General features: G+C 68.0%; 18 protein-coding genes. 5 read left to right on the forward strand and 13 right to left on the reverse strand.

Annotated elements, in window-relative coordinates; all coding sequences use genetic code 11:
- The first annotated feature begins 5 nt into the window (after window positions 1-5).
- Window positions 6-161, forward strand: coding sequence for a hypothetical protein (locus DEJ25_RS16755; protein ID WP_181421520.1), 156 nt, complete (start codon window positions 6-8; stop codon window positions 159-161).
- A gap of 22 nt (window positions 162-183) precedes the next feature.
- The gene (locus DEJ25_RS12340; protein WP_111044864.1) at window positions 184-1,254 is read left to right on the forward strand and encodes a glycosyltransferase; all 1,071 of its coding nucleotides are present in this window, start codon (window positions 184-186) and stop codon (window positions 1,252-1,254) included.
- Here the strand turns inward: DEJ25_RS12340 and DEJ25_RS12345 are convergent.
- Together DEJ25_RS12345 and DEJ25_RS12350 are read right to left on the reverse strand one after the other, a co-directional pair.
- The gene (locus tag DEJ25_RS12345) at window positions 1,240-1,926 is read right to left on the reverse strand and encodes an SGNH/GDSL hydrolase family protein (RefSeq protein WP_181421519.1); all 687 of its coding nucleotides are present in this window, start codon (window positions 1,924-1,926) and stop codon (window positions 1,240-1,242) included. The two genes, DEJ25_RS12340 and DEJ25_RS12345, sit on opposite strands and share 15 nt — an antisense overlap.
- Window positions 1,927-1,965: 39 nt before the next feature.
- On the reverse strand, window positions 1,966-3,627 hold the full coding sequence (locus DEJ25_RS12350) for a glycosyltransferase family 2 protein (protein WP_181421518.1): 1,662 nt from the start codon (window positions 3,625-3,627) through the stop codon (window positions 1,966-1,968).
- Window positions 3,628-3,741: 114 nt separating this feature from the next.
- Between DEJ25_RS12350 and DEJ25_RS12355 the strand changes: the two genes are divergently transcribed.
- The gene (locus tag DEJ25_RS12355; RefSeq protein WP_111044865.1) at window positions 3,742-4,851 is read left to right on the forward strand and encodes an acyltransferase; all 1,110 of its coding nucleotides are present in this window, start codon (window positions 3,742-3,744) and stop codon (window positions 4,849-4,851) included.
- Between the two features lie 75 nt (window positions 4,852-4,926).
- Here DEJ25_RS12355 and DEJ25_RS12360 read toward each other — a convergent pair whose 3' ends face one another.
- Genes DEJ25_RS12360 through DEJ25_RS12370 form a run of 3 tightly spaced genes read right to left on the reverse strand, consistent with a single transcriptional unit; the run spans window position 4,927 to window position 9,174 of the window.
- A complete protein-coding gene (locus DEJ25_RS12360) occupies window positions 4,927-7,572 on the reverse strand; it encodes a CDP-glycerol glycerophosphotransferase family protein (RefSeq protein ID WP_110903109.1) in 2,646 nt (881 codons plus the stop codon).
- 55 nt (window positions 7,573-7,627) lie between these two features.
- The gene (locus tag DEJ25_RS12365) at window positions 7,628-8,356 is read right to left on the reverse strand and encodes an ABC transporter ATP-binding protein (protein ID WP_110903108.1); all 729 of its coding nucleotides are present in this window, start codon (window positions 8,354-8,356) and stop codon (window positions 7,628-7,630) included.
- Window positions 8,353-9,174, reverse strand: coding sequence for an ABC transporter permease (locus DEJ25_RS12370; protein WP_110903107.1), 822 nt, complete (start codon window positions 9,172-9,174; stop codon window positions 8,353-8,355). The genes DEJ25_RS12365 and DEJ25_RS12370 overlap by 4 nt, the downstream gene beginning before the upstream one ends.
- Before the next feature lie 176 nt (window positions 9,175-9,350).
- Here DEJ25_RS12370 and DEJ25_RS12375 point away from each other — a divergent pair, with 176 nt between their 5' ends.
- Both DEJ25_RS12375 and DEJ25_RS12380 read left to right on the forward strand, forming a co-directional pair.
- Window positions 9,351-10,721, forward strand: coding sequence for a glycosyltransferase family 4 protein (locus tag DEJ25_RS12375; protein WP_110903106.1), 1,371 nt, complete (start codon window positions 9,351-9,353; stop codon window positions 10,719-10,721).
- Window positions 10,718-12,175, forward strand: coding sequence for a glycosyltransferase family 2 protein (locus DEJ25_RS12380; RefSeq protein WP_111044866.1), 1,458 nt, complete (start codon window positions 10,718-10,720; stop codon window positions 12,173-12,175). Before DEJ25_RS12375 ends, DEJ25_RS12380 begins: the two co-directional genes overlap by 4 nt.
- Window positions 12,176-12,289: 114 nt before the next feature.
- On the opposite strand, the gene dnaE is transcribed toward DEJ25_RS12380, so the two are convergent.
- The 8 genes from dnaE to ftsZ all read right to left on the reverse strand — a co-directional run bounded on the left by dnaE (window position 12,290) and on the right by ftsZ (window position 21,500).
- Entirely contained in the window at window positions 12,290-15,772 is a 3,483-nt protein-coding gene (gene dnaE, locus DEJ25_RS12385; RefSeq protein ID WP_375334561.1) for a DNA polymerase III subunit alpha, read from the reverse strand.
- Between the two features lie 165 nt (window positions 15,773-15,937).
- Window positions 15,938-16,861 carry an RluA family pseudouridine synthase gene (locus DEJ25_RS12390; protein WP_110903103.1) on the reverse strand — a complete coding sequence of 308 codons (924 nt, stop codon included), beginning with the start codon at window positions 16,859-16,861 and terminating at the stop codon, window positions 15,938-15,940.
- A 24-nt stretch (window positions 16,862-16,885) separates the two neighbouring features.
- Window positions 16,886-17,575: a signal peptidase II gene (gene lspA / locus DEJ25_RS12395; protein ID WP_181427433.1), complete on the reverse strand. Its 690-nt coding sequence runs from the start codon at window positions 17,573-17,575 to the stop codon at window positions 16,886-16,888.
- A gap of 2 nt (window positions 17,576-17,577) precedes the next feature.
- Window positions 17,578-18,258: a DivIVA domain-containing protein gene (locus tag DEJ25_RS12400; protein WP_110903101.1), complete on the reverse strand. Its 681-nt coding sequence runs from the start codon at window positions 18,256-18,258 to the stop codon at window positions 17,578-17,580.
- A gap of 216 nt (window positions 18,259-18,474) precedes the next feature.
- Complete coding sequence (locus tag DEJ25_RS12405; RefSeq protein ID WP_258366247.1) at window positions 18,475-18,771, reverse strand: YggT family protein; 297 nt, start codon at window positions 18,769-18,771, stop codon at window positions 18,475-18,477.
- A gap of 118 nt (window positions 18,772-18,889) precedes the next feature.
- Complete coding sequence (locus DEJ25_RS12410) at window positions 18,890-19,474, reverse strand: cell division protein SepF (RefSeq protein ID WP_110903100.1); 585 nt, start codon at window positions 19,472-19,474, stop codon at window positions 18,890-18,892.
- Between the two features lie 42 nt (window positions 19,475-19,516).
- A complete protein-coding gene (locus DEJ25_RS12415) occupies window positions 19,517-20,218 on the reverse strand; it encodes a YggS family pyridoxal phosphate-dependent enzyme (protein ID WP_181421515.1) in 702 nt (233 codons plus the stop codon).
- Between the two features lie 115 nt (window positions 20,219-20,333).
- Window positions 20,334-21,500 (reverse strand): cell division protein FtsZ, encoded by a 1,167-nt coding sequence (gene ftsZ, locus DEJ25_RS12420; RefSeq protein WP_110903099.1) that lies wholly within the window; start codon window positions 21,498-21,500, stop codon window positions 20,334-20,336.
- Between the last annotated feature and the right edge of the window lie 158 nt (window positions 21,501-21,658).

Genomic DNA, 21,658 nt, shown 5'->3' on the forward strand with positions numbered 1-21,658 from the left:
GAAGCATGTCGCTCCTCTCCGATGTGATCCGGTCGAACTCCACGACCCAGTGCGTCGTCTGCGGTGCGGTCATCAGCAAGCGCGATGCACTCGGCCTCGACGGACTGGCGTTCTGCTCGGTCCTGCACGAAGCCGAACACATCGTCGCCACGCTCGACTGACCGTCGCCCGTAGGATCGGGCGGTGTCCGATCGCCAGCTCGCGGTGTTCCCCGCCTACCGCGACAACCCCTACCTGAACCTCATGCTGCTCGCGCCACGCGCGCGGAGGTGGCACGTCCGCGAGAGCCTCCGGCTCGAGGTGCTCGAGCAGCACCTCGGCCGACTCGGCGCCGGCGACGTCTTCCACATGCACTGGACCGCGCCGATCGCGCAGCGTGCCGACGACGACCTCGACGCAGCACGGGTCCGGCTCGACCGCTTCCGCTCCGCAGTCGACGCGGCGCGCGAACGTGGCACCCGGCTCGTCTGGACCGTGCACAACATCCTGCCCCACGACGCCCGGCACCTCGACCTCGAAGTCGAGCTGGATCGGTACCTGGCCGAGGTCGCCGACGCCGTGCACGTGATGAACGTCGCGACCGCTGCGGCGGTGGCACCGCACTACTCGCTCGACCCGGCTCGAGTCGTGCACATCCCGCACCCGAGCTACCAGGGCGTCTACCCGAGTTCGATGACGCGGGACGACGCTCGCGCGTCATTCGGCCTCGAGCCCGACGACCACGCCGTCCTGGCGTTCGGGCAGATGCGCCCCTACAAGGGCCTCGACGTGCTCGTCGACGCCGTCCGACGCCTGCCCGCCGACAAGCGCCCCGTGCTGCTGCTCGCCGGCCGGACGTCGGACGAGGATCGGGTCGAGATCGACCGGCTCCTCGGCGACGACCTCCGCGCCGTCCGCGAGCACGACCACGTCGACGACGTCGACGTCCAGCGATGGTTTCGCGCAGCGGACACCGCGGTGTTCCCCTACCGGCGCGTGCTCAACTCCGGCAGCCTGCACCTGGCGGCGTCGTTCGGCGTCCCCGCGGTGCTGCCGGACGAGGCGCACCTGCGAGCGGAGTTCGGGGACGAGGGGTGGATCCGGTGGTTCGACACGGGTGATGCGGCGGGGTCGCTGGCTGCGTTGCTCCGTGAGCCCGGTGTCAGTTCCGAGGGAACTGCGGAGTTCAGCCAGCGGCTGGCGCCGTTCGCACGGTCAAGGCGGTACGCGGAGTTGCTCGACGACGTCTGCGCTGCTGCTTCAGCCTCGCGCTGACAACATCGGCCGGATCTGCAGGATGATCCGGCGGAAGGACTCCCCGAGGACAGCGTATTGTTCGGGGCCCGCGGGGTGCATGCCGTCCACACTGAATCCCTCGACCCAGTCATCACCATCGCGGGCACCACGCCACGGGTCAGCCCACATCCAACCGTGGTCCTCCGTGAAGGCCCGGAGGGCGGTGTTGTAAGCGAGAGCGGCGGGCTCATGCGTCCGGTACGGCGGGATCGCCGACACGAGCACCGCCCCCGGCCGGATCGTCGATGCAATCTGGTCGTAGTAGGTCGCTTCCTCGGCCATCGTCTTCCCTGTCCGCACGGCGTTCGTTCCCGCCAGGATCACGAGGACGTCGACACCGGCGATGGGTTGCACTGCCGACGCCATCTGGCCGGGAAGAGCACCCGAGCGAGCCCATCCGCCGACGAACTCGATCCCGTCGCCTTCGGCGTACGTCATCCAAGACTCGTCGTCCAGTCCGTTCCCGAGGAACAGCGATCGCCCAGCGCTGAGTGAATCGCCCACGACGGCGACTCGCAGCGGCTCAGCCCGGGCCCGGTCCGCGGCCCGCGGTTCGGCTTGCGGCGGGTCGAACACCGGAAGAACGTCACCGGCCAGGAGCAATGTCACGAGGACGACGAAGGCGGAGCCGAAAGTCAGGAAACGCCGCACGTGACCATTGTGGGACACGCAGCTGACCAGTGCGCCACGTCACCTGAGTTTGCGACCCGCCCGTGCGAGTAAAGATGCGAGACCTCGGCGACGAGGAATGCGTCGATCCACGAGGAATCGCCAGCCGTTCTTCCGGTCGGCGAGCGGTTGTATCGGGAATGCCTCCCCGATCGGCGGAAGCGGCATGCGTCCGGTCACGACCGGGAACTCGACCTCGATTCCGGCGGCCCCGACGCCGACGGTCCAGCGGCCGCTTCCCAGCCGCCCGGCCTCGATCGTCGCACGCCACGAACCGGATGTCGTCATGACGGGTACGGAGAGTTCCTCCGGACCGGCTTGGAGCACGAGTGAGAATTGTGGGACCGCTCGATCAGCCGGTAGGTCGCCGCCCACTTCCAACCCGGTCTCGGTGGGCGTGGCGTACCGCACGGTGAGTGGCACGAAGTGTCGGAGACCTGACACCGCTGCGACGGTCTCGACGTCTCCTCGGGCGACTGCGTCCGCCATGGCCGATAGGAGACCTGGTTCCGTGCGGGCGGACGGTAGTGTCCGAAGCTCTTGCACGGCTTGTTCGAGCCAATTTCGCGGTACTGCGTCGGCATCGTTCACGAGAGTCGACATCAGGCCCTGTTCCACCAACGAGCCGAGCGTCGTGTGTGGGGATGCATCGTTCCGGAGCGTCAACAGCGCGCTGCGCCAGGCATCAAGGCGACGGAGTCCGTCCCCGGACTGGACCGCGATGACGAACTCACTGGCCGCGCTCCATTGTCCGGAGAGGACGAGATCCCACAGCAGCCGCCGGGCGGGAGCTGCCTTCGCCAGGGCGGTGCCCGGCAGGGCCTGGACGAGTCCCGTCAAAGCGGCGTCCACCGCCGCGATGTCGACGTCAGACGGGCCAGATGCGACGAAGCGGGCGAGATGTGCCCAGCCGTCCGCGTCGAACACCATCTCGGCGTGTTGCTGCCTGACCGCCGGTCGATTCTCCACGAGTCGCGCACAGGCGAGTTCCTGCTCCAGGTAGAGAACCGTCGCGTGAGCGTCCGCGTTCTGGGAGATGGACGAACCGTCGCTTCGATCCCGGTACAAGTACACCTGATCGGGCACGACGTCTACACGACTCGCGTTCACGAATGCCCGCGTCATCGGTTCGATGTCGTCCACGCTTGCGATCTCGGGGAAGCACAGCCCGACTCGGTCCCAGAACGTTCGCCGGATCATGCGGTTCCAGCAAGCCCGGCCGGTGAGGAGCGCGGTTGCGTCGTCAGGCAACACAGCAGTACGCAGGCCGTCGAACGCTTGCCACCGTGCCGTCGGGCTCCACGTCGCCGTTGGCGAGAACTTCAGGTGGTCCCCGATCACCATGTCCGAGCCACTCGCGTCCAGCGCATCGAGCATCACCTGGTACGCACCATCGGGAACGATGTCGTCCGAGTCGGCGAACACCAGGTACTCGCCCGACGCAGCAGCGATCCCTTCGTTCCGCGCAGCTCCGGCAGAGGTGGCATCAGACTGCACGAGGCGGACGCGGCTGTCGGCGGCGGCGAACTGCGTCACCAGCTCCGCTGTGCCGTCAGTTGAACCGTTGTCAACGACGAGGACCTCGCAATCGACGATGCCTTGCGCGAGCACGCTCTCGAGCAGTTCGCCCACCCAGGGCGCGGCGTCACGACTGGGGACGACGACCGACAGCTTCTTGTTCACACCACTCCTCGATGACTCGCGTGGAACCCCGCCCAACCTTAGGATGTGCTGGGTCTTGGGTCTGCCGAGCACCGCGCACTCGTCCGAACTCTGCAGCAAAGGCGCAACTCGTCGATGGTCGAACTCCAAGCCGCCACTCCGTCTCGAGTGGAGCGGTTCTCCCTGTTGGACGGGCTCCGCTTCGCCGCGGCTCTCGCGGTGGTCGCCTACCACTACCTGGCCTTCCCTGAACCGGGCCTCGGTGCGCCCGTCAGCAGCGTCGGCCCGGAGGTCTTCCGCTTCGCCAAGTACGGAGCCTTCGGAGTCGACCTCTTCTTCGTGATCAGTGGGTTCGTGATCCTGATGAGTGGACTCGGACGAAGCGCTGGTGCATTCGTCGCTTCCCGGATCAGTCGGCTCTACCCCGCTTACTGGCTCGGCGTGCTCTCGACGGCCGTCGTCGTGGCTGTTGCGGCGCCCGGGCACCCGGTCGACCTGCGGCAAGTCCTCGTCAACCTGACGATGCTGCACCCGGCTTTCGGCGTCGGGGACGTCGATCCCGTGTACTGGACCCTGTGGATCGAGCTGCACTTCTACGTCATCGTCGGCGTACTCCTGCTCTTCAAGCCCGCCCCCTCGGTCCTCCTCGCGTTCGCTCTCGCTTGGCCGGTCGTTGCCGCCCTTGCGCAGCTCACCGGTTCAGATCTCCTCGCCACGACGTTGATCGCACCACACGCACCGTTGTTCGCAGCCGGGATGGCCGTCTTCTGCATCTACAGGTACGGGTCGAACTCGATCGCGTGGCTGGTGCTCGCGTTCGACACCGCCTTCGCGGTCGCGGCCTCGACACCGAACATCGGCGCCAGCATCGCGCGGAACACCGACTCATCGATGTCCTCGACGGCCGAGACCGTCATGGGGTTGGCTTGCGTGGGCGTGGTGGTTCTGGTCACACTCACTCCGCTGAGTCGCGTCAGCGGGCGCTGGCTCACCACGCTCGGCGCGCTGACGTACCCGCTCTACCTCCTGCACCAGAACATCGGGGTCCTGATGATCCACGCGATGGAGCCAGTCGAGGGAAGGTGGGCAGCCACGGGGGTCACCACCGTTCTCCTCTGCGGAGTGGCATACGTCGTGAGCCGCTACGTCGAGCGACCGGTGGGCCGGGCCCTACGGCGTCGACTCGAAGGAGACCTCGGTGCCCTGGCCGGCGCCACACGACGGCGCTCACGACGAGCGGCCTGAGGATGGCGTCCGTCCCGCTCGCCGACTGCGATCGACGGGCGGGTCAGGCGAGCACCCGTCCGATGACTCGACGTTTCAGTCGCCGAGCGCACGCATCGCGTCGACGACGCGCTCGCTGGAGCGCCCGTCACGTGTCGTGAACGTCTCAGCCGTGCGCTGGCGGTACTCGACGGGCGACTCGTACGCCTCGTTGCTGAGGTGGGTGAGGGCATCGATGACATCGTCCACGCCTCGGACGACAGGTCCGAAGCCGTGAGCGTCGTAATCGAAGTACCCCGGGCGTCCGACGTGCTGCCCGTCGAAGAACGCCTCCTTGTCGAACTGGAAGTACGCGAGTGGGATGTCCAGGAAAGCGGCGTCGAAAGCGAGTGACGAGTAATCCGTGACGAACGCCGCCGTCCGGGCCAGGACGTCCTGCACCCCGTCCTTGGAGAAGTCGAGGAGACGGACATGATCGGGCAGATCGAACTCGGCGAGGTACACGCGCATGTTGGGGTGCGGCATGAACGCGAGGGTCTTCCCGGACTCGCGGGCGAGTGCCTCGAGCCGAGGAGATCCGAGGAGCGCCCGGTACTGCTCTGCGTACTCACTGTTCCGGAAATTCGCGAGCTTCTTCCGCTCGTTCGAGCCTTCCACGCGTTCCCCGAGCAGGTTCTGCCGCCAAGTCGGCATCACCAGGATGATGTCCCGGTCCGCCGCCCCCACCGCCCGCCGTTTCGCGAGCAAGCTGTCGTGCCGAGGGAGTCCGGTCAGTGCGACCTCGTGGGATGAGAACGAGTAAGGCCCCGGTCCGGCGATCGCCCGGTACTCCGCCGGGGTCGTCGTGACGAGTACGTCGATCTGCTTCCAGCTCAGCCACCGAGAGAGGTCGTTGTGGATGACGCCGTGCTGCAGGAAGGTGTACTTGAAGCGTGAACGTCCGTACCGGCGCTGCGGAAGCGGCTGCGTCACGTAGACGTCGGCATGAGACGACGCCAGGTGATCGGCGTGCAACATCAGGAGCTTCCACTCCCACGTGCCGTGCGCGACGAGCCGGAACCCCTCCCGTTCCAGGCGGTCCCAGTCGTTCGAGTCCCTCTTGAGGACGAACCACGCGTTGATCTCCGGCCGGTTCTCACGCACCCATCGGTACAGGTGCTCCGCGTTGTCGTTCGCGTCCGTGTCGCGGTCCATGAACGCCCAGGCGTGGAGGTACTTCCTCCGAGTCGATCGGCTCCGAAGGGCGAACTCGAGCGCCTCGTCGTACAGGTTCGTCTTGCCGACGGCGACCCGGGCACGACGCAGGCTGGCGCGGGCTCGACCCTTCGCATGAGCGAGGAGCCCGTCTTCGTCAGGAGCGTACCGCGCGCTCACATGCCTCCGCTGGCGCATGATGAGCGGGTTGATCTGGCGATTCGACAACCCCTCGGGATGCCCGAGGTCGTCGCCGCGCGCGACGCGCATCATGACTCCGTCGAGGATGATCTTGGTCCGGAGTCCCCGAGCGAGCCAGATGTGACGCTCCCGGATGAGCACACGACCGTAGAACTCGTAGTCGCGCACAGTCTCATGCTGCGCACTTGCCTCGACTCCGTCCACTTCGAAGTGTTCCGTCGGCAGATTCCCGGAGAACCAGTACGAGATCTTGACCAGCTGTCGACCTTCGTCGACCCCGGACAAGCGGACGTAGTCGTGTCGGATCGGAGCGGGCTCGTAGCCTCGGCGGAACGCCTCGCGGACGGGGAAGTCGACCCACATGAGGTCGAAACTGCGGATGGCGTCGTCATCGAGCAGGGAGCGGATGCGCTGTGCGAGTTCATGGAACCGCGGGAGCACTTCCACTGGCGCGCTCGCCGAGAGCGATTGCACGGCGAGTTGTTCCTTGTAGTACCAGAACAAGTCGTACAGCACGGTGTTCTGCAGCCACCGTGGGATGGAACCGAGCTGTGCTTGAGCTGTTTCGAGCGCGTCCAGGTAGCCGTACTCGAGGACGTTCGTGTACTTCTCGCGCAGACGGAAGCTCTTCTCGATGAGGGACGTCCCGTCGCCCCTCACTCGGTAGAGGTACTTCGCGGACGCCATGAGTCCCATGTGGTTGCTCTTGGTGGCCAACATGTACTTCGCGATGAAGTGACCGTCCTCGAAGTTCGGGCGCACCCGGTCGTCGAACCGAAGGCCGTGTTCGCGGACGAACTCCGTCCGCATGAACGAGCTGTTCACGCTGAGCTGGATGATCGGATCGGCGTGGAGGTTGACGATCCGAGACCCGAGGCCGAACTTGCGCCGCTGGGGATGGTTGTCCCGGATCTCACCATCCTCCATCAACCGCATCTGGTGAGCAGCGAGCAGGTTCACGGGGTCCTCCCGCTGAGCATCGCCGTAGAGGCCGATGAACTTCGCGACCTCGCTGAAGTAGTCCGGCTCCAGGACGTCGTCCGGATCGGTGAACGTCACCCATTCGCCGCGGACCCGCTCCAGACCAGTGTTCCGGGCCTCGGCGACCCAGGCGTTCGGCTGCGTGAGTACCTCGACGTGGCCAGGACGGCTGGCGGCCCACTCATGCAGCACCGCGAGGCCGTTGTCGGTCGAGCCGTCGTCGACCAGGATCAGCTGGACGTTCTCGACGCCGAACGTCTGGGTCTCGAGAGAACGGAGGAACGCCGGCAGGTACCGCTCGACGTTGTACACCGCGACGACCGCGCTGATCAGGAACTCATGATTCTCGCTCTGCCCTGCGGACATCGAGGTACCTCCATTGGTCGGGCGTGGTGGCACGCCGCCGATCTCGTGGATCGGGTCAGACAGTTTCGTTGTAAGCGGCCACGACGTCCTCCGTCTTGCCGATCTGCTGGAGCTCGCCCTCGTTCAGCCAGGCGACCTCGTCGCACATGTCCTTCACGGTCGCCATCGAGTGGGAGACGAGGATGACCGTGCGGCCCTCTGCCTTCATCTCCTTGAACTTCGTGCGGCACCGCTTCTGGAACGTCGCGTCCCCGACCGCCAGGACCTCGTCGACGACCAGGACGTCCGGCGTGACGGCGACGGCGACGGAGAACCCGAGTCGGACGTACATGCCCGAGGAGTAGTTCTTCACCGGCTGGTCGATGAAGTGGCCGACGCCCGAGAACGACACGATCTCGTCGAACTTCCGCGTCACTTCCTTCCGGCTCATCCCGAGGATCGAACCGTTGAGGAAGACGTTCTCCCGGCCGGAGAGCTCCGGGTGGAAGCCGGAGCCGACCTCGAGCAGCGACGCCTGCTTGCCGCGGGCGGTGATCGAGCCCTCCTCCGGCCACAGGATCTTCGCCAGGCACTTCAGCAGGGTCGACTTGCCGGACCCGTTCTTGCCGATGAGGCCGAAGGTCGTGCCCTGCGGCACTTCGAACGAGACGTCCTTGAGTGCCCAGAAGTCCTCGTGCACGGACTTCTTGCCACGCATGACCATGCTCTTCAGCGAGTCGTTCCGCTCGTGGTACATCCGGAAGCGCTTGGAGACGTTCTCGACGGTGACAGCAGCATCGTTCACAGGAGTTCGGCCAACTTCTTCTCGTTGCGGGAGAAGACGACGTAGCCGATCGCGAGCGAGACGCACCCGGCGAGTGCGCACGCGACCAGGTCGCCCCATTCCGGCAGTCGGTTGTCGTACATGAGGTTGCGGAAGACCTCGGAGAACCGCTCGATCGGGTTGAGCTTGTAGACCGTGATGATCCACGGGTGCCCGGCCTTGTCCGCAGCGTTCTGGACGAGCGACAGGGGGTAGATGATCGGCGACAGGTACATCCACATCTGCAGGCCGATGCCCACCAGGTGCTGCATGTCGCGGAAGTGGACGTTGACGATCGAGAGGATGAGTCCGATCCCGGCGGAGAACATGGCGAGGAAGACCATGGTCAGGGCGATGACGGGCAGGAACACGAACCACTTCGATCCGAAGACCGCCAGTGCGATGAGCAGGACGCCCATCTCGACGAGCCACGTGAACCCGAATGAACCGACGGCTGCGAGCGGCAGCGTCATCCGCGGGAAGTAGACCTTCTTGATGAGCGAGCCGTTCGCGACGATCGACGTCATCCCGGCGTTGATCACGTTGCGGGCGAAGATCCACGGGAGCAGTCCGCACATGAGCCAGAGCGGGTAGATCTGCAGACCGCTCGGGTCCCCGACCTCGAGCCGTGCCCGGAAGATGAACGAGTACACGATCGTGTAGATCAGCATCGTCGCGAGCGGGTTGATCAATGACCACAGCTGCCCGAAGACGGTGCGCCGGTACTTGCCCTTGACCTCGCGTGCGGTGAGGTTGGCCAGCAGTTCGCGCGACGCCATCAGGTCGTTGAAGTACGTCATGCTTCGGTTGCTGACTCCTCCGGGGCGCAACGGAGCGCTCCTGGTGCAGGTTCGGGGACGAGACATTCTCGCACAGTGCCGCAGACAGCCCCGATCAGGCACGGATCGCAATGCCGGCGGAACGGCGATCTGATGGATTCCTGAAGAACTGTCGGTGAATCCAGTAGTGTCGACAGGTGCTCGTCAGCTTCGCCAACCACTCCACCGCGCCGGTGAACCTCGGCGGCGCAGAGCGGTCCCTCCTCCGTTTCGTCGAGGACTGGGCGGCGACCGACCCCGACTTCACCCCGCACTTCGTCACGAAGGCACCCCGCGGCAAGTTCATCGAGGCGCTCGACGAACGCGGCTGGCAGTACGACGCCTTCCGGTACCGCGGGTGGGCCGTGCCGAGCCCGCAACCGGCCCCCGCGGCCGAACGTGCCGCGTTCGCGACCGTCGACTACGCGGCGGTGAGCGCGATCATCCGCCACTACGAGCGTCAGCGACCGGACCTGGTCGTCACCAACACCCTGGTCGCGCCGTGGGCCTCCTTCGCCGCCGCCGTGCTCGGGATCCCCCAGGCCTGGTTCGTCCGCGAGTACGGCGACCTCGACCACGGTCTGCACTTCCAGACCGGACGGGCCGCGACCCTCGGCGACATCGGCCTGCTCGCCGGCGCGGTCGTGACGAACTCCGGCGCCATGCGTGACCACCTGGCCCGCTACATGCCCGCAGAGGAGATCTCGATCGCGTACCCGTCGGTCGACGTCGCCCGGCTCGACGCCACGCGCGCTGCCGAGCCGTCCGTGCAGCCGTTCCCCCAGGCCGACCCGGGCCTCCGCATCGTCGTCGTCGGCCGCGTGGAGCCATCGAAGGGCCAGCACCGGGTGATCGAGGCGCTCGGCCTGCTCCGTGACCGCGACATCACCGCGAGCGTCTGCTTCGTCGGCAGTTGGAAGCAGCCCGGCGAGGACCAGCGATTGACGGCACGCGCGCGCGAACTCGGCGTCGCCGACCACGTCGTCTTCACCGGCGAGCAGAACGCGCCGGCCCCCTACATCGACGCAGCTGACGTGTGCGTGACGGCGTCGACGATCGAGGCCTTCGGTCGGACCACGGCCGAGTACATGGCCCTCGGCAAGCCCGTGATCGCGACACGGGAGGGCGGGAGCGCCGAGCTCGTCGACCCCGGCGTCACCGGCGCCCTGTTCGATGCTGACGACACCGCCGGGCTGGCCGCGGCACTGGCCGACTACGCGTCGGACCCCGCCACGGCCAGGAGGCACGGTGCGGCTGCCCCGGACCGGCTCGCCGCCGTCACGGGCTCCGGACACGACAACGCCGCCGCGATCGCCCGGCTCACCGCCCTGGTGGGCACGGAGGGCTACCGGCTCCCCCAGGTGGCCCGCTACTGGTTCGAGTTGCCCGCTGCGTACTCGTCCCTCGGCGCGACGAGCGCCCGTGCTGCCGCTGGCCTGCTGGCCTCCCGCCTCCGGAGCCGCTCCGGCGCCGTCGGTCGACTGCTGTCCCGACCGGCCGCGGTGGTGCGCAGGGTGACCGGCCGATGAGCGAGCACCGCCGACCGGTGACGATCGTCGTCCCGGTCTACGACGACCTGCCCGGCCTCGAACGCTGCATCGAGGCCCTGCTCGACACGGTCGACTTCGAGCGCGACCGTGTGCTGCTCGCGAACGACGTCGGACCGAACGTCGACGCCGTCGAGCGACGCCTGCTGGAGCTCGTCGGCGAGCACCCGGGCTTCGAGTACGTCCGGAACGAAGCGAACCTGGGCTTCGTCGGGAACTGCAACCGTGCCGTCCTGGAACTCGACCAGACCGGCAACGACGTGTTGCTCCTCAACAGTGACACGGTGCCGATGCCCGGCTTCCTCGACGAGATGACCGCCGTCCTCGGCTCGGATGACACGATCGGCGTCGTCTGCGCGCGAAGCGACAACGCGACGATCGCGTCCTACCCGTTCGCGCGCCGCAACCCCCGGTCGACGATCGCTCCACGGCGGACCCGCGAGCTCCACGGCCGGACGAAGTACCTCCTGCCCCGCTTCACCGTCGCCCCCGTGGCGATGGGGTTCTGCTTCCTCATCCGTCGGGAGATGGTCGACCGGTTCGGGCTCTTCGACGAGGTGTTCTCCCCCGGCTACGGCGAGGAGAACGACTTCTGTCTCCGCATCAACGAGCACGGCTTCACCGCGGTGCTCGCCAACCGGGCACTCGTCCTGCACGCCGGGTCGACGAGCTTCAGCGGCGACCGAGGACCGTCGCTCCGACTCGAACACGAGCGGATCCTGCTCGAGCGGTACCCGTTCTACGCCGGCGCCCTCGCACTGTTCCTGGCGCGGTACCGTGACGCCGTGGACGTCTTCGCCGACACGTTCCTGCCCGACGACGACGTCGTCCGCGTCGCGCTGCACGTCCCCCTGGACCTCTCCGACGAGGTGCTCGCACGCGTCCGCGCGGTGCTCGCCGCCGCCCCCGACCACGTGGTCGTCACCGTGGTCGTGTCGTCGAAGCAGATCCGGCGAGCACGTCAGGAACTCCCCGGCGTGGCGATCGCGGTCGGCGGTCGACCCCGCCAGGTGTTCGACATCGCCGTGGCCCTCGGCGCGCTGACGACGTTCGCTCAGCTCTCAGCGCTGAACGCGAACGCGCCACGGTGGCTCCTCGTCGACCCGGTGGCCCAGGACGCCCGGTGGGCGCACGCGGTCGAGAACCACCGTGCCTCGGCCCTCGACCGGCTGCTGCGCCGCTACGAGAACCGCAGCACCGCCTGGACCGGTGCCGCGGACCTGGTGCGTCTCGTCGAGGTGGTCGCCGAGACCGAGATCGACCCTTCCGCCCTGCGCGCGCGCTGGCAGGCGGTGACCGACATCGCGGAGGCCACGGGCTTGCTGGTGCACCGTTCCACGGTGTCGTTCCGCCGCCTCACGGCGCTCTCCCTCGGCGCACGCAACCCACGGATCGTGGCGCGTCTCCGCGCCGTCACCGGCCGGCGGGGAGCCTGAGGCAGGCTCCCCACCGCGGCACCTGACGCGGAGACCCCCCGGAGGCACGCCACGACGTGACGGGAGGCCCGTGGCGAACCCGCCACGGGCCTCCCGTCACGTCCGTCCCCGGCGCTACACGAGGCAGCGCGGCCCGAGCAGGCTCTTCAGCTCCCCGAACAGGTCCGGCGTCAGGTTCACCGGGAAGGGCAGCTCGAAGGTCCGGGCCACGTCGTCCTTGAGGAGCTTCAACCGCACCTCGGTGTCGCCCTGGTGTCGTCCGAGGACTGCGGCCAGTTCGGTCACCGTCCGGGTGGTCGCCTGCCGCTCGGGCAGGGACAGGGTCAGCGGCCCCGACCCCATCGCGTCGCCGACGTTCGGCTGGAACATGCTCACCGCGTGCAGCGCCTTGCCGTCGTCGCGGACGTTGACCCGGCCGCGCAGGACGACGATCGAGTCCGGCACGAGTGACGGCCCGAACTCCTGGTAGGTCTTGCCCAGGAACATGACGCCGATCTGCCCGCCGAAGTCCTCGATGTCGACGATGCCGTACGGGTTGCCGCTGGTCTTCGCCACCCGGTGCTGCACGCTGGTCAGCAGTCCGGCGACGGTGACCGTCTCACCTTCGATGGAGTCGTCGGCGACGAGCAGGTCCGCGATGGTGACCGACTGGTGCTTGGCGAGCTCGATCTCGAGCCCGGCCAGCGGGTGGTCGGAGACGTAGAGCCCGAGCATGTCCCGCTCGAACGCCAGCTTGTCGCGCTTGGACCACTCCGGTCGCTCCGGGACCTGCGACACCGTGAGGGATGCCGGGTGCTCCTCGGCGACCTCGGCGAACAGCGAGTCGAAGTCGAAGCCGACGTTGCCGTGGAGCTCGTCGCGCTTGACCTTCACCGCGGCTTCGACCGCGCCCTCGTGGATCTCGACCAGGGCACGGCGGCTGTCCCCGAAACCGTCGAAAGCACCGGCCTTGATGAGCGACTCGACCGTCCGCTTGTTCGCGGACGAGATCGGGATCTTCCTCAGGAAGTCGTGGAAGGACTCGAACGCGCCCTTCTCCTGGCGGGCGGCGACGATGTCGTCGACGACGTTGAAGCCGACGTTCCGGATCGCGCCCATGCCGAAGCGGATGTCGTCGCCGACGGCGGCGAAGAACCCGATGGACTCGTTGACGTCCGGCGGCATGACCTTGATGCCCATCCGGCGGCACTCGTTGAGGTACAGCGCGAGCTTGTCGCGGGCGTCGCCGACGCTGGTGAGCAGGGCGGCCATGTACTCGGCCGGGTAGTGGGCCTTCAGGTACGCGGTCCAGAACGAGACCACGCCGTACGCGGCAGAGTGCGCCTTGTTGAACGCGTAGTCCGAGAACGGCAGCAGGATGTCCCACAGCGTCTTGATCGCCGCTTCGCCGTAGCCATTGTCGATCATGCCCTGGTGGAAGCCCGCGTACTGCTTGTCCAGCTCGGACTTCTTCTTCTTGCCCATGGCGCGGCGCAGGATGTCCGCCTGGCCGAGCGAGAAGCCGGCGACCTTCTGCGCGATCGCCATCACCTGCTCCTGGTAGATGATCAGGCCGTAGGTGCCGCCGAGGATCTCCGCGAGCGGTTCTTCGAGCTCGGGGTGGATCGGGGTGATCGCCTGCTCACCGTTCTTGCGGAGCGCGTAGTTGGTGTGCGAGTTCGCACCCATGGGCCCCGGGCGGTACAGCGCGATGAGTGCGGAGATGTCCTCGAAGTTGTCCGGCTTCATCAGGCGGAGGAGGCCGCGCATGGGCCCGCCGTCGAGCTGGAAGACACCGAGGGTGTCGCCGCGCTGCAGGAGCGCGTACGCCTCGGGGTCCTCGAGCCCCATGTGCTCGAGGTCCAGGTCGATGCCGCGGTTGGTCTTGATGTTGTCGAGGGCGTCGCTGATGATCGTGAGGTTGCGGAGCCCCAGGAAGTCCATCTTGATCAGGCCGAGCGACTCCGCTGCCGGGTAGTCGAACTGCGTGACGATCTGGCCGTCCTGCTCCCGCTTCATGATCGGGATGATGTCGATCAGCGGGTCGCTCGACATGATGACGCCGGCGGCGTGGACGCCCCACTGGCGCTTCAGCCCCTCGAGGCCGAGCGCCGTGTCGAAGACGGTCTTGGCCTCCGGGTCGGTCTCGACGACGGTGCGGACGTCGACGGCTTCCTTGTAGCGCGGGTGGTCCTTGTCGAAGATCCCGGTGAGCGGGATGTCCTTGCCCATCACGGGTGGCGGCATCGCCTTGGTGAGCTTCTCGCCCATGCCGAACGGGAAGCCGAGGACGCGCGAGGAGTCCTTCAGCGCCTGCTTGGCCTTGATCGTGCCGTACGTGACGATCTGCGCGACGCGTTCCGACCCGTACTTCTCGGTGACGTACTTGATCGCCTCACCGCGGCGCCGGTCGTCGAAGTCGACGTCGAAGTCGGGCATCGAGACCCGGTCCGGGTTGAGGAAGCGCTCGAAGATCAACCCGTGTCGGATCGGGTCGAGGTCGGTGATGCGCATGGCGTACGCGACCATCGAGCCGGCGCCGGAACCACGGCCGGGTCCGACGCGGATGCCGTTGTTCTTCGACCAGTTGATGAAGTCCGCGACGACCAGGAAGTAGCCCGGGAACCCCATCTGGTTGATGATGCCGACCTCGTAGTCAGCGCGCTCCTGGACCTCGGCCGGGATGCCGCCGGGGTAGCGGTACTCCAGCCCCTTCGCCACCTCCTTCTCGAACCACGAGTGCTCGGTCTCGCCCTCGGGCACCGGGAACTTCGGCATGTAGTTCGCCGAGGTGTCGAACTCGACGTTGCACCGCTCGGCGATGAGCAGCGTGTTGTCGCAGGCCTCGAGGTTGTCGCGGAAGACGTGCCGCATCTGCGCCGGGGTCTTGAGGTAGAACTCGTCGGCGTCGAACTTGAAGCGGTTCGGGTCGTTCAGCGTCGACCCGGACTGCACGCAGAGCAGCGCGGCGTGCGACGTGGCGTCGTGGGCGTGCGTGTAGTGCAGGTCGTTCGTGCCCACGAGTGGGATGTCCAGGTCCTTGGCGAGCCGGATCAGGTCGCTCATGATGCGACGTTCGATCTCGAGCCCGTGGTCCATGACCTCGGCGAAGTAGTTCTCCTTGCCGAAGATGTCCCGGTAGTCGGCCGCAGCCTGGACGGCTTCGTCGTACTGCCCGAGGCGCAGCCGGGTCTGGATCTCTCCCGAGGGGCAGCCCGTCGTCGCGATGATGCCCTGGTGGTACTCCTGCAGCAGCTCGATGTCCATGCGCGGCTTGAAGTAGTAGCCCTCGAGCGACGCCTTCGACGACAGCCGGAACAGGTTGTGCATGCCGGTCGTGTTCTCGGCGAACATCGTCATGTGCGTGTAGGAACCGGCACCGGACACGTCGTCGCCACCGCCGTCACCCCAGCGCACACGGGTCTTGTCGCTCCGGTGGGTCCGCGGCGTGATGTACGCCTCTGTCCCGATGATCGGTTTGACCCCGCCGGCCTTCGCGGTCTTCCAGAACTCGAAGGCGCCGAACATGTTGCCGTGATCCGTCACCGCCACGGCCGGCATGCCCTGCGCGGCGGTCTCCGCCACGAGGTCCGAGAGCCTGGCGGCACCGTCGAGCATCGAGTACTCGCTGTGCACGTGCAGGTGGACGAAGGAGTCGGAATCCGACACGGAACCTCCGGTTCGTACGGTCTGCGGTGGGGTGTGGACAGCCTAACCGCGACCGACGACGATCCCGAGCGTGTCGCAGCGCGGCCCGGCGTGGCCGCTCGTCGTACCCGTTCCTCAGGCCGCGCGGATGCGGTCGAGCGCCAGCTGCAGGTCGTCCGGGTACGACGCCTGGAACTCGACCCACTCCCCCGTGCGCGGGTGCGCGAAGCCGAGGCGGATCGCGTCGAGCCACTGCCGCGTGAGCCCGAGCTCCTCCGCGAGCACCGGGTCGGCGCCGTACGTCGTGTCGCCGACCAGTGGGTGCCGGGTCGCCGCCATGTGCACACGGATCTGGTGCGTGCGGCCGGTCTCGAGGTGGACCTCGAGCAGCGTCGCGGACCGGAACGCCTCGAGGGTCGCGTAGTGCGTGACGCTCGGCTTGCCGTCCGCGGTGACCGCGAACTTCCAGTCGCTCGAGGGGTGCCGCCCGATGGGGGCGTCGATCGTGCCGGAGGTGGGGTCCGGGTGTCCCTGCGCGAGCGCGTGGTAGACCTTCTCGACCGTGCGCTCCTTGAACGCCCGCTTCAGGTGCGTGTACGCCAGCTCGGTCTTCGCAACGACCATCAACCCGGAGGTGCCGACGTCGAGTCGGTGCACGATGCCGGCGCGTTCGGCGGCGCCGGACGTCGCGATCGTGAAGCCGGCGGCGGCGAGGCCTCCGGGCACGGTCGGCCCGTCCCAGCCGGGCGAGGGGTGTGCGGCGACACCGACGGGCTTGTCGACGACGACGATGTCCTCGTCGTCGTGCACGACCGTCATGCCGGGGACCTCCACCGGGATGATCCGCGGGGCTTCCTTCGGGGTCCACTCGACCTCGAGCCACGCGTCGGCGTGCAGGCGGTCGGACTTCTCGGCGACGACGCCGTCGACCCGCACCCCGCCCGCCGCGACGACGTCGGCCGCGAAGGAGCGACTGAAACCGAGGAGCTTGGCGATGGCGGCGTCGACACGCTCACCGGCGAGCCCGTCCGGGACGGGCAGCTGACGCTGCTCGCTCACGTCGCGTCGCTCATGTCGCGTTGCTCACGTCGCGTCGTGGCCGAGCGGGCCGTCAGCGGACGGTCGGGAGGCGCGGCTGGCGCCCGGAGCGTCGGACGCGGTCCCCGACTCGGGAGCCGCAGCGCCGGACCCCGTCGCGGCGGAGCCCGCAACGTCGGTCGCAGAAGCCTCGGTCATCGCGCGCTGCTGCTTCTCGGAGACGGCCCGCGTCCCGTCCAGGTTCACCCCGAGGATCACGAGCAGCACGAAGACGACCATGCTCACGCAGATGAACGAATCGGCCACGTTGTAGATCGCCGGCATCATCCAAGGTGTCGAGATGAAGTCGACGACGTGTCCGCGCCCGAAGCCGGGTTCACGGAACAGCCGGTCGGACAGGTTGCCGAGCGCCCCGCCGAGGAGCATGCCGAGCACGATGGCCCACCACATCGACCGGATACGTCGGGCGTAGACGACGATCGCGACGACGACCGCGGCGGAGATCAGCGAGAAGACCCACGTCATGTTGACAGCGAAGGAGAACGCCGCACCGGGGTTCCGCACAGAAAGGAACTGCAGCGCGTTGCCGAGCACGGGGACGACGACGCCCTCGGGCAGGTTCGCCACGACGAGTGCCTTGGTGACCTGGTCGAGCGTCACCACCACGACAGCGGCGAAGGCCAGTGCCGCGATCGCGCGTGCACTGACCTTCGCTCGTGGGACGGGTCGGTCCAACGTCAGTTGCCGAAGCCCTGCGCCGAGGCCGGGGCCGGCGCGAAGCCGGACTGCTCGGTGCCGGCAGACGAGTCGAGCTCGGAGAGCTGGCTCTGGATGTAGCTCTTGAGCTGCGCACGGTAGTCGCGCTCGAACGTGCGGAGCTCGTCGATCTTGCCCTCGAGCTGCGTGCGCTCCTGGTCGAGCACCGCGACGCGCTGGCGGTTCTGGTTCTCGGTGTCGGCAAGGACCTGGCGCTGCTTTGCCTCGGCTTCGGACACGAGGCGGGCGGCCTGGGCCTGGCCCTCGGCGATGAGCGCATCGCGCTTCTCGACGCCCTCGCGGACGTGCTCCTCGTGGAGACGACGGGCGAGGGTCAGGAGGTTCGTGGTGCCCTCGGTGTCCTCGTCCGGGTTCACCGTGGTGACCGGGGCGGCAGCGGCGACCGGTGCGGGCTCCGGAGCGGCGGCGACCGGGGCCGGCTCGGGCGTCTGGGTCGGAGCGGGCTCGTCGTCCTTGGCGAGCGACGGAGCGGATCCGGCCGACTCGAGGCGCTGACGCAGCTCCTCGTTCTCCTGGTTCAGGCGACGCAGCTCGGCCACGATCTCGTCGAGGAAGTCGTCGACCTCGTCCTGGTCGTAGCCCTCGCGGAACTTGGTCGGCTGGAACCGCTTGTTGACTACGTCTTCCGGCGTCAAAGCCATTGCCGTCACCTCAATAGAACTGCTGAACGTGTGGAACCGGGGGCCCTGCTGGACCGTCCGTGCTGAACGTACCAGCCGGGGTCCCGGTGCGAATGTCCCGCCAGGGCGGGACATCGATCCCGACCACCGTACACCGAGGGCGGCTCCGAACCGTGTCGGCTGCCCGCGTGGCGCGTGTCGCGACCCTGCCGGCCGGATCCCTCGACGGGGTCGGGATCAGATGAAGCGCAGTGCCAGGGACTGCACGACGACCCGCAGGATGATCACGACGAGCATCACGATCGTCCATCCGAAGTCGAGTGCGACGGGTCCGAGCCGGAGCGGCGGCAGGACACGACGTACCGCCTTGATGGGCGGGTCGGTGACCGTGTAGACGAACTCCGCCACGACCAGCAGCGCACGCTGCGGCCGCCATGAACGGTTGAACGACTGCACGATGTCGAGGATGAATCGCCCCCACATCACGTAGAAGTACAGCGTGAGGAGTAAGGAGAGGATCGTGAAGATGAACACGGTTCGGCTCGCTCGTCTCGTGTGACCGGGGCCGGGAGGCACCGGTCACGGGGCGGGTGGGCCTGGGTGCCGAGCGGTCGTCCGGGAGCCGGTCGGGCACCCGTACCGCGCGGGCGGCTCAGGACTGGGCGAAGAAGTTCGCCTCGATGTCGGACTCTACCTCAGCAGGCTCACCGCTCACTGCGATGTGCGCGGGGGAGAGCAGGAAGACCTTGTTCGTGACGCGCTCGATCTTGCCGTAGAGGCCGAGCGACAGGCCGCTGGCGAAGTCGATCATCCGGCGGGCGTCACCCTCGGTCATCTGCGAGAGGTTGATGATGACGGGGATGCCGTCACGGAAGCTCTCGGCGATGGACTGGGCGTCCTTGTACTCGCGCGGGTGGACGGTGAGGATCTCGTTCATTTCCTGGACCGGGGTCGCCTTCTGTGCGGTCGTGTGCGATCGGCGGAGCGGGGTGACCTGCGCGCCGCGCTGGGAGGTGTGCTGGGGCTTCGCGGGTGCGGCGGCCGGGGCGGCAGCTGCGGGAGCGGCGGCGGCCGGGGCGGCAGCGGGCGTCGCGGCGGCCGGGGCCTCCTGCTGCGCTGCCGCGGCCGGGGCCTGCTGGCGCGCCTGCGTGGGCGCGGCCTGCTGCTCGTCCTCGTAGTCGAGTTCCTCGTCGGCGAGGCCGAGGTAGACCATCGTCTTCTTCAGCGGGTTGGCCATGGTTCCTCCGGGGGTCGTGCTCGTTGTTGCCCTGCGACGAGGCTATGGTGCGGCGGGGCGATTCCCGGTGATTGCGGTCCCGATCCGCAGGTGTGTCGCGCCCTCGGCGATCGCGTCGGCGTAGTCGCCGCTCATGCCGGCGGACATGTCCGTCGCCGCGGGGTCGAGCAGGCGCACGCGCTCGGAGATCGCGCGGAGCCGGGCGAAGGCCGCGCGGGGCTCCTCGTCGAGCGGCGCCACCGCCATCACACCGCGGAGGCGCAGGGTCCCGGTGGCCAGGACCCGCTCAGCCAGCGCGTCGACGTCGTCCGGTGCGACCCCGCCACGACCGGGGTCGTCAGTCAGGTTGACCTGCACGAACCCGTCGAGCACGCGGGGGTCCGGCTCGGTCTCGGTCGGGGCGAAGGCGTCCACGACGCTCGCTCGGTCGAGGGACTGCACCACGTGGGCGTACCGGCGGGCCTGCCGGGCCTTCTTCGACTGCAGTTGTCCGACGAAGTGCCAGGTCAGGCCGAGGTCCTCGAGTTCCGCGGCCTTGGCCTGCGCCTCCTGGTGGCGGTTCTCCCCCACGTCCGTGACGCCGAGCACGGCGAGCTGCCGGACCAGGGCGGCCGGGTGGTACTTCGTGACGACGACGAGCGTCAGCTCGTCGACGGAGCGGCCGGCGGCGCGAGCCGCGTCGCCGATGCCCTCCCGGACGGACGCCAGCCGAGCCTCCAGTCCGGTGTCGGACGCTGCGGACACAGGCCGAGCCTCCAGTCCGGTGTCGGACGCTGCGGACACAGGCCGAGCCTCCGGTCCGGTGTCGGACGGGAGGCTCGGCTCACGCTGGTCGGCGTCACTCACGTGCGCGGACGGCTCACTTCAGGAAGTCGGGGACGTCGAGTTCGTCGTCGTCGTCGAAGGCCGGGTCGGCGGCGCGCTGCGCCGGCGGCTCGTGCTCCTGCGACGCCCAGGACGGGGTCGAGTGCCCGGAGTCCTCGATGCGGTTGGACGAGCCGGTGGTGACGGGCACGGTGGCGCCGGCGTCCGGGTCGACGTAGCTCGAGCGACGTTCCTGGTGCTGCTGCTGCGACGGCTCGCCACCGTCGAAGCCCGCGGCGATGACGGTGACGCGCACCTCGTCGCCCAGGGTGTCGTCGATGACCGCACCGAAGATGATGTTCGCTTCGGGGTGCACGGCTTCCTGCACCAGGCGGGCCGCGTCGTTGATCTCGAAGATGCCGAGGTTCGAGCCGCCCTGGATCGAGAGCAGCACGCCGTGTGCACCGTCGATCGAGGCTTCGAGCAGCGGCGACGCGACGGCGAGTTCGGCCGCCTTGATCGCGCGGTCGGCACCCCTCGAGGAACCGATGCCCATGAGCGCCGAGCCGGCACCCTGCATGACGCTCTTCACGTCGGCGAAGTCGAGGTTGATCAGGCCCGGCGTCGTGATGAGGTCCGTGATGCCCTGGACACCGGCGAGGAGCACCTGGTCGGCCGTGGCGAAGGCCTCGACCATGGAGATGCCGCGGTCGGAGATCTCGAGCAGGCGGTCGTTCGGCACGACGATGAGAGTGTCGACCTCGTCCTTGAGGCTCGCGACGCCGTTCTCGGCCTGCGACTGACGGCGCTTGCCCTCGAAGCCGAAGGGCTTCGTGACCACACCGATGGTCAGGGCGCCGATCGACTTCGCGATGCGCGCGACGACCGGGGCGCCACCGGTCCCGGTGCCACCACCTTCACCGGCGGTGACGAAGACCATGTCGGCACCGGCGAGGGCTTCCTCGATCTCCTCGGCGTGGTCCTCGGCGGCACGTCGGCCCACCTCGGGGTCGGCGCCGGCGCCGAGACCGCGGGTGATCTCGCGACCCACGTCGAGCTTGACGTCGGCGTCGCTGAGGAGCAGCGCCTGCGCGTCGGTGTTGATGGCGATGAACTCGACGCCGCGGAGGCCGAGTTCGATCATGCGGTTGACGGCGTTGACACCGCCGCCGCCGACACCGACCACCTTGATGACGGCGAGGTAGTTGTGGTTCGTGGTCACGTCTGTCCGGCCTCCGGTCAAAACCCTCAACCTGTGCTTGAAGTTCAGAGTTCTAGCTGCTACGAATGGTGCTGGCCCCGACGCTACGGGTGCCGTCCTGCTGCTGACGACCCGCCACGCCGCGTGTCGCCGATCACGGCGCAGATCGTGTCGCCGCC

Source organism: Curtobacterium sp. MCPF17_011, from assembly GCF_003234145.1.
Taxonomy (GTDB): Bacteria; Actinomycetota; Actinomycetes; order Actinomycetales; family Microbacteriaceae; genus Curtobacterium.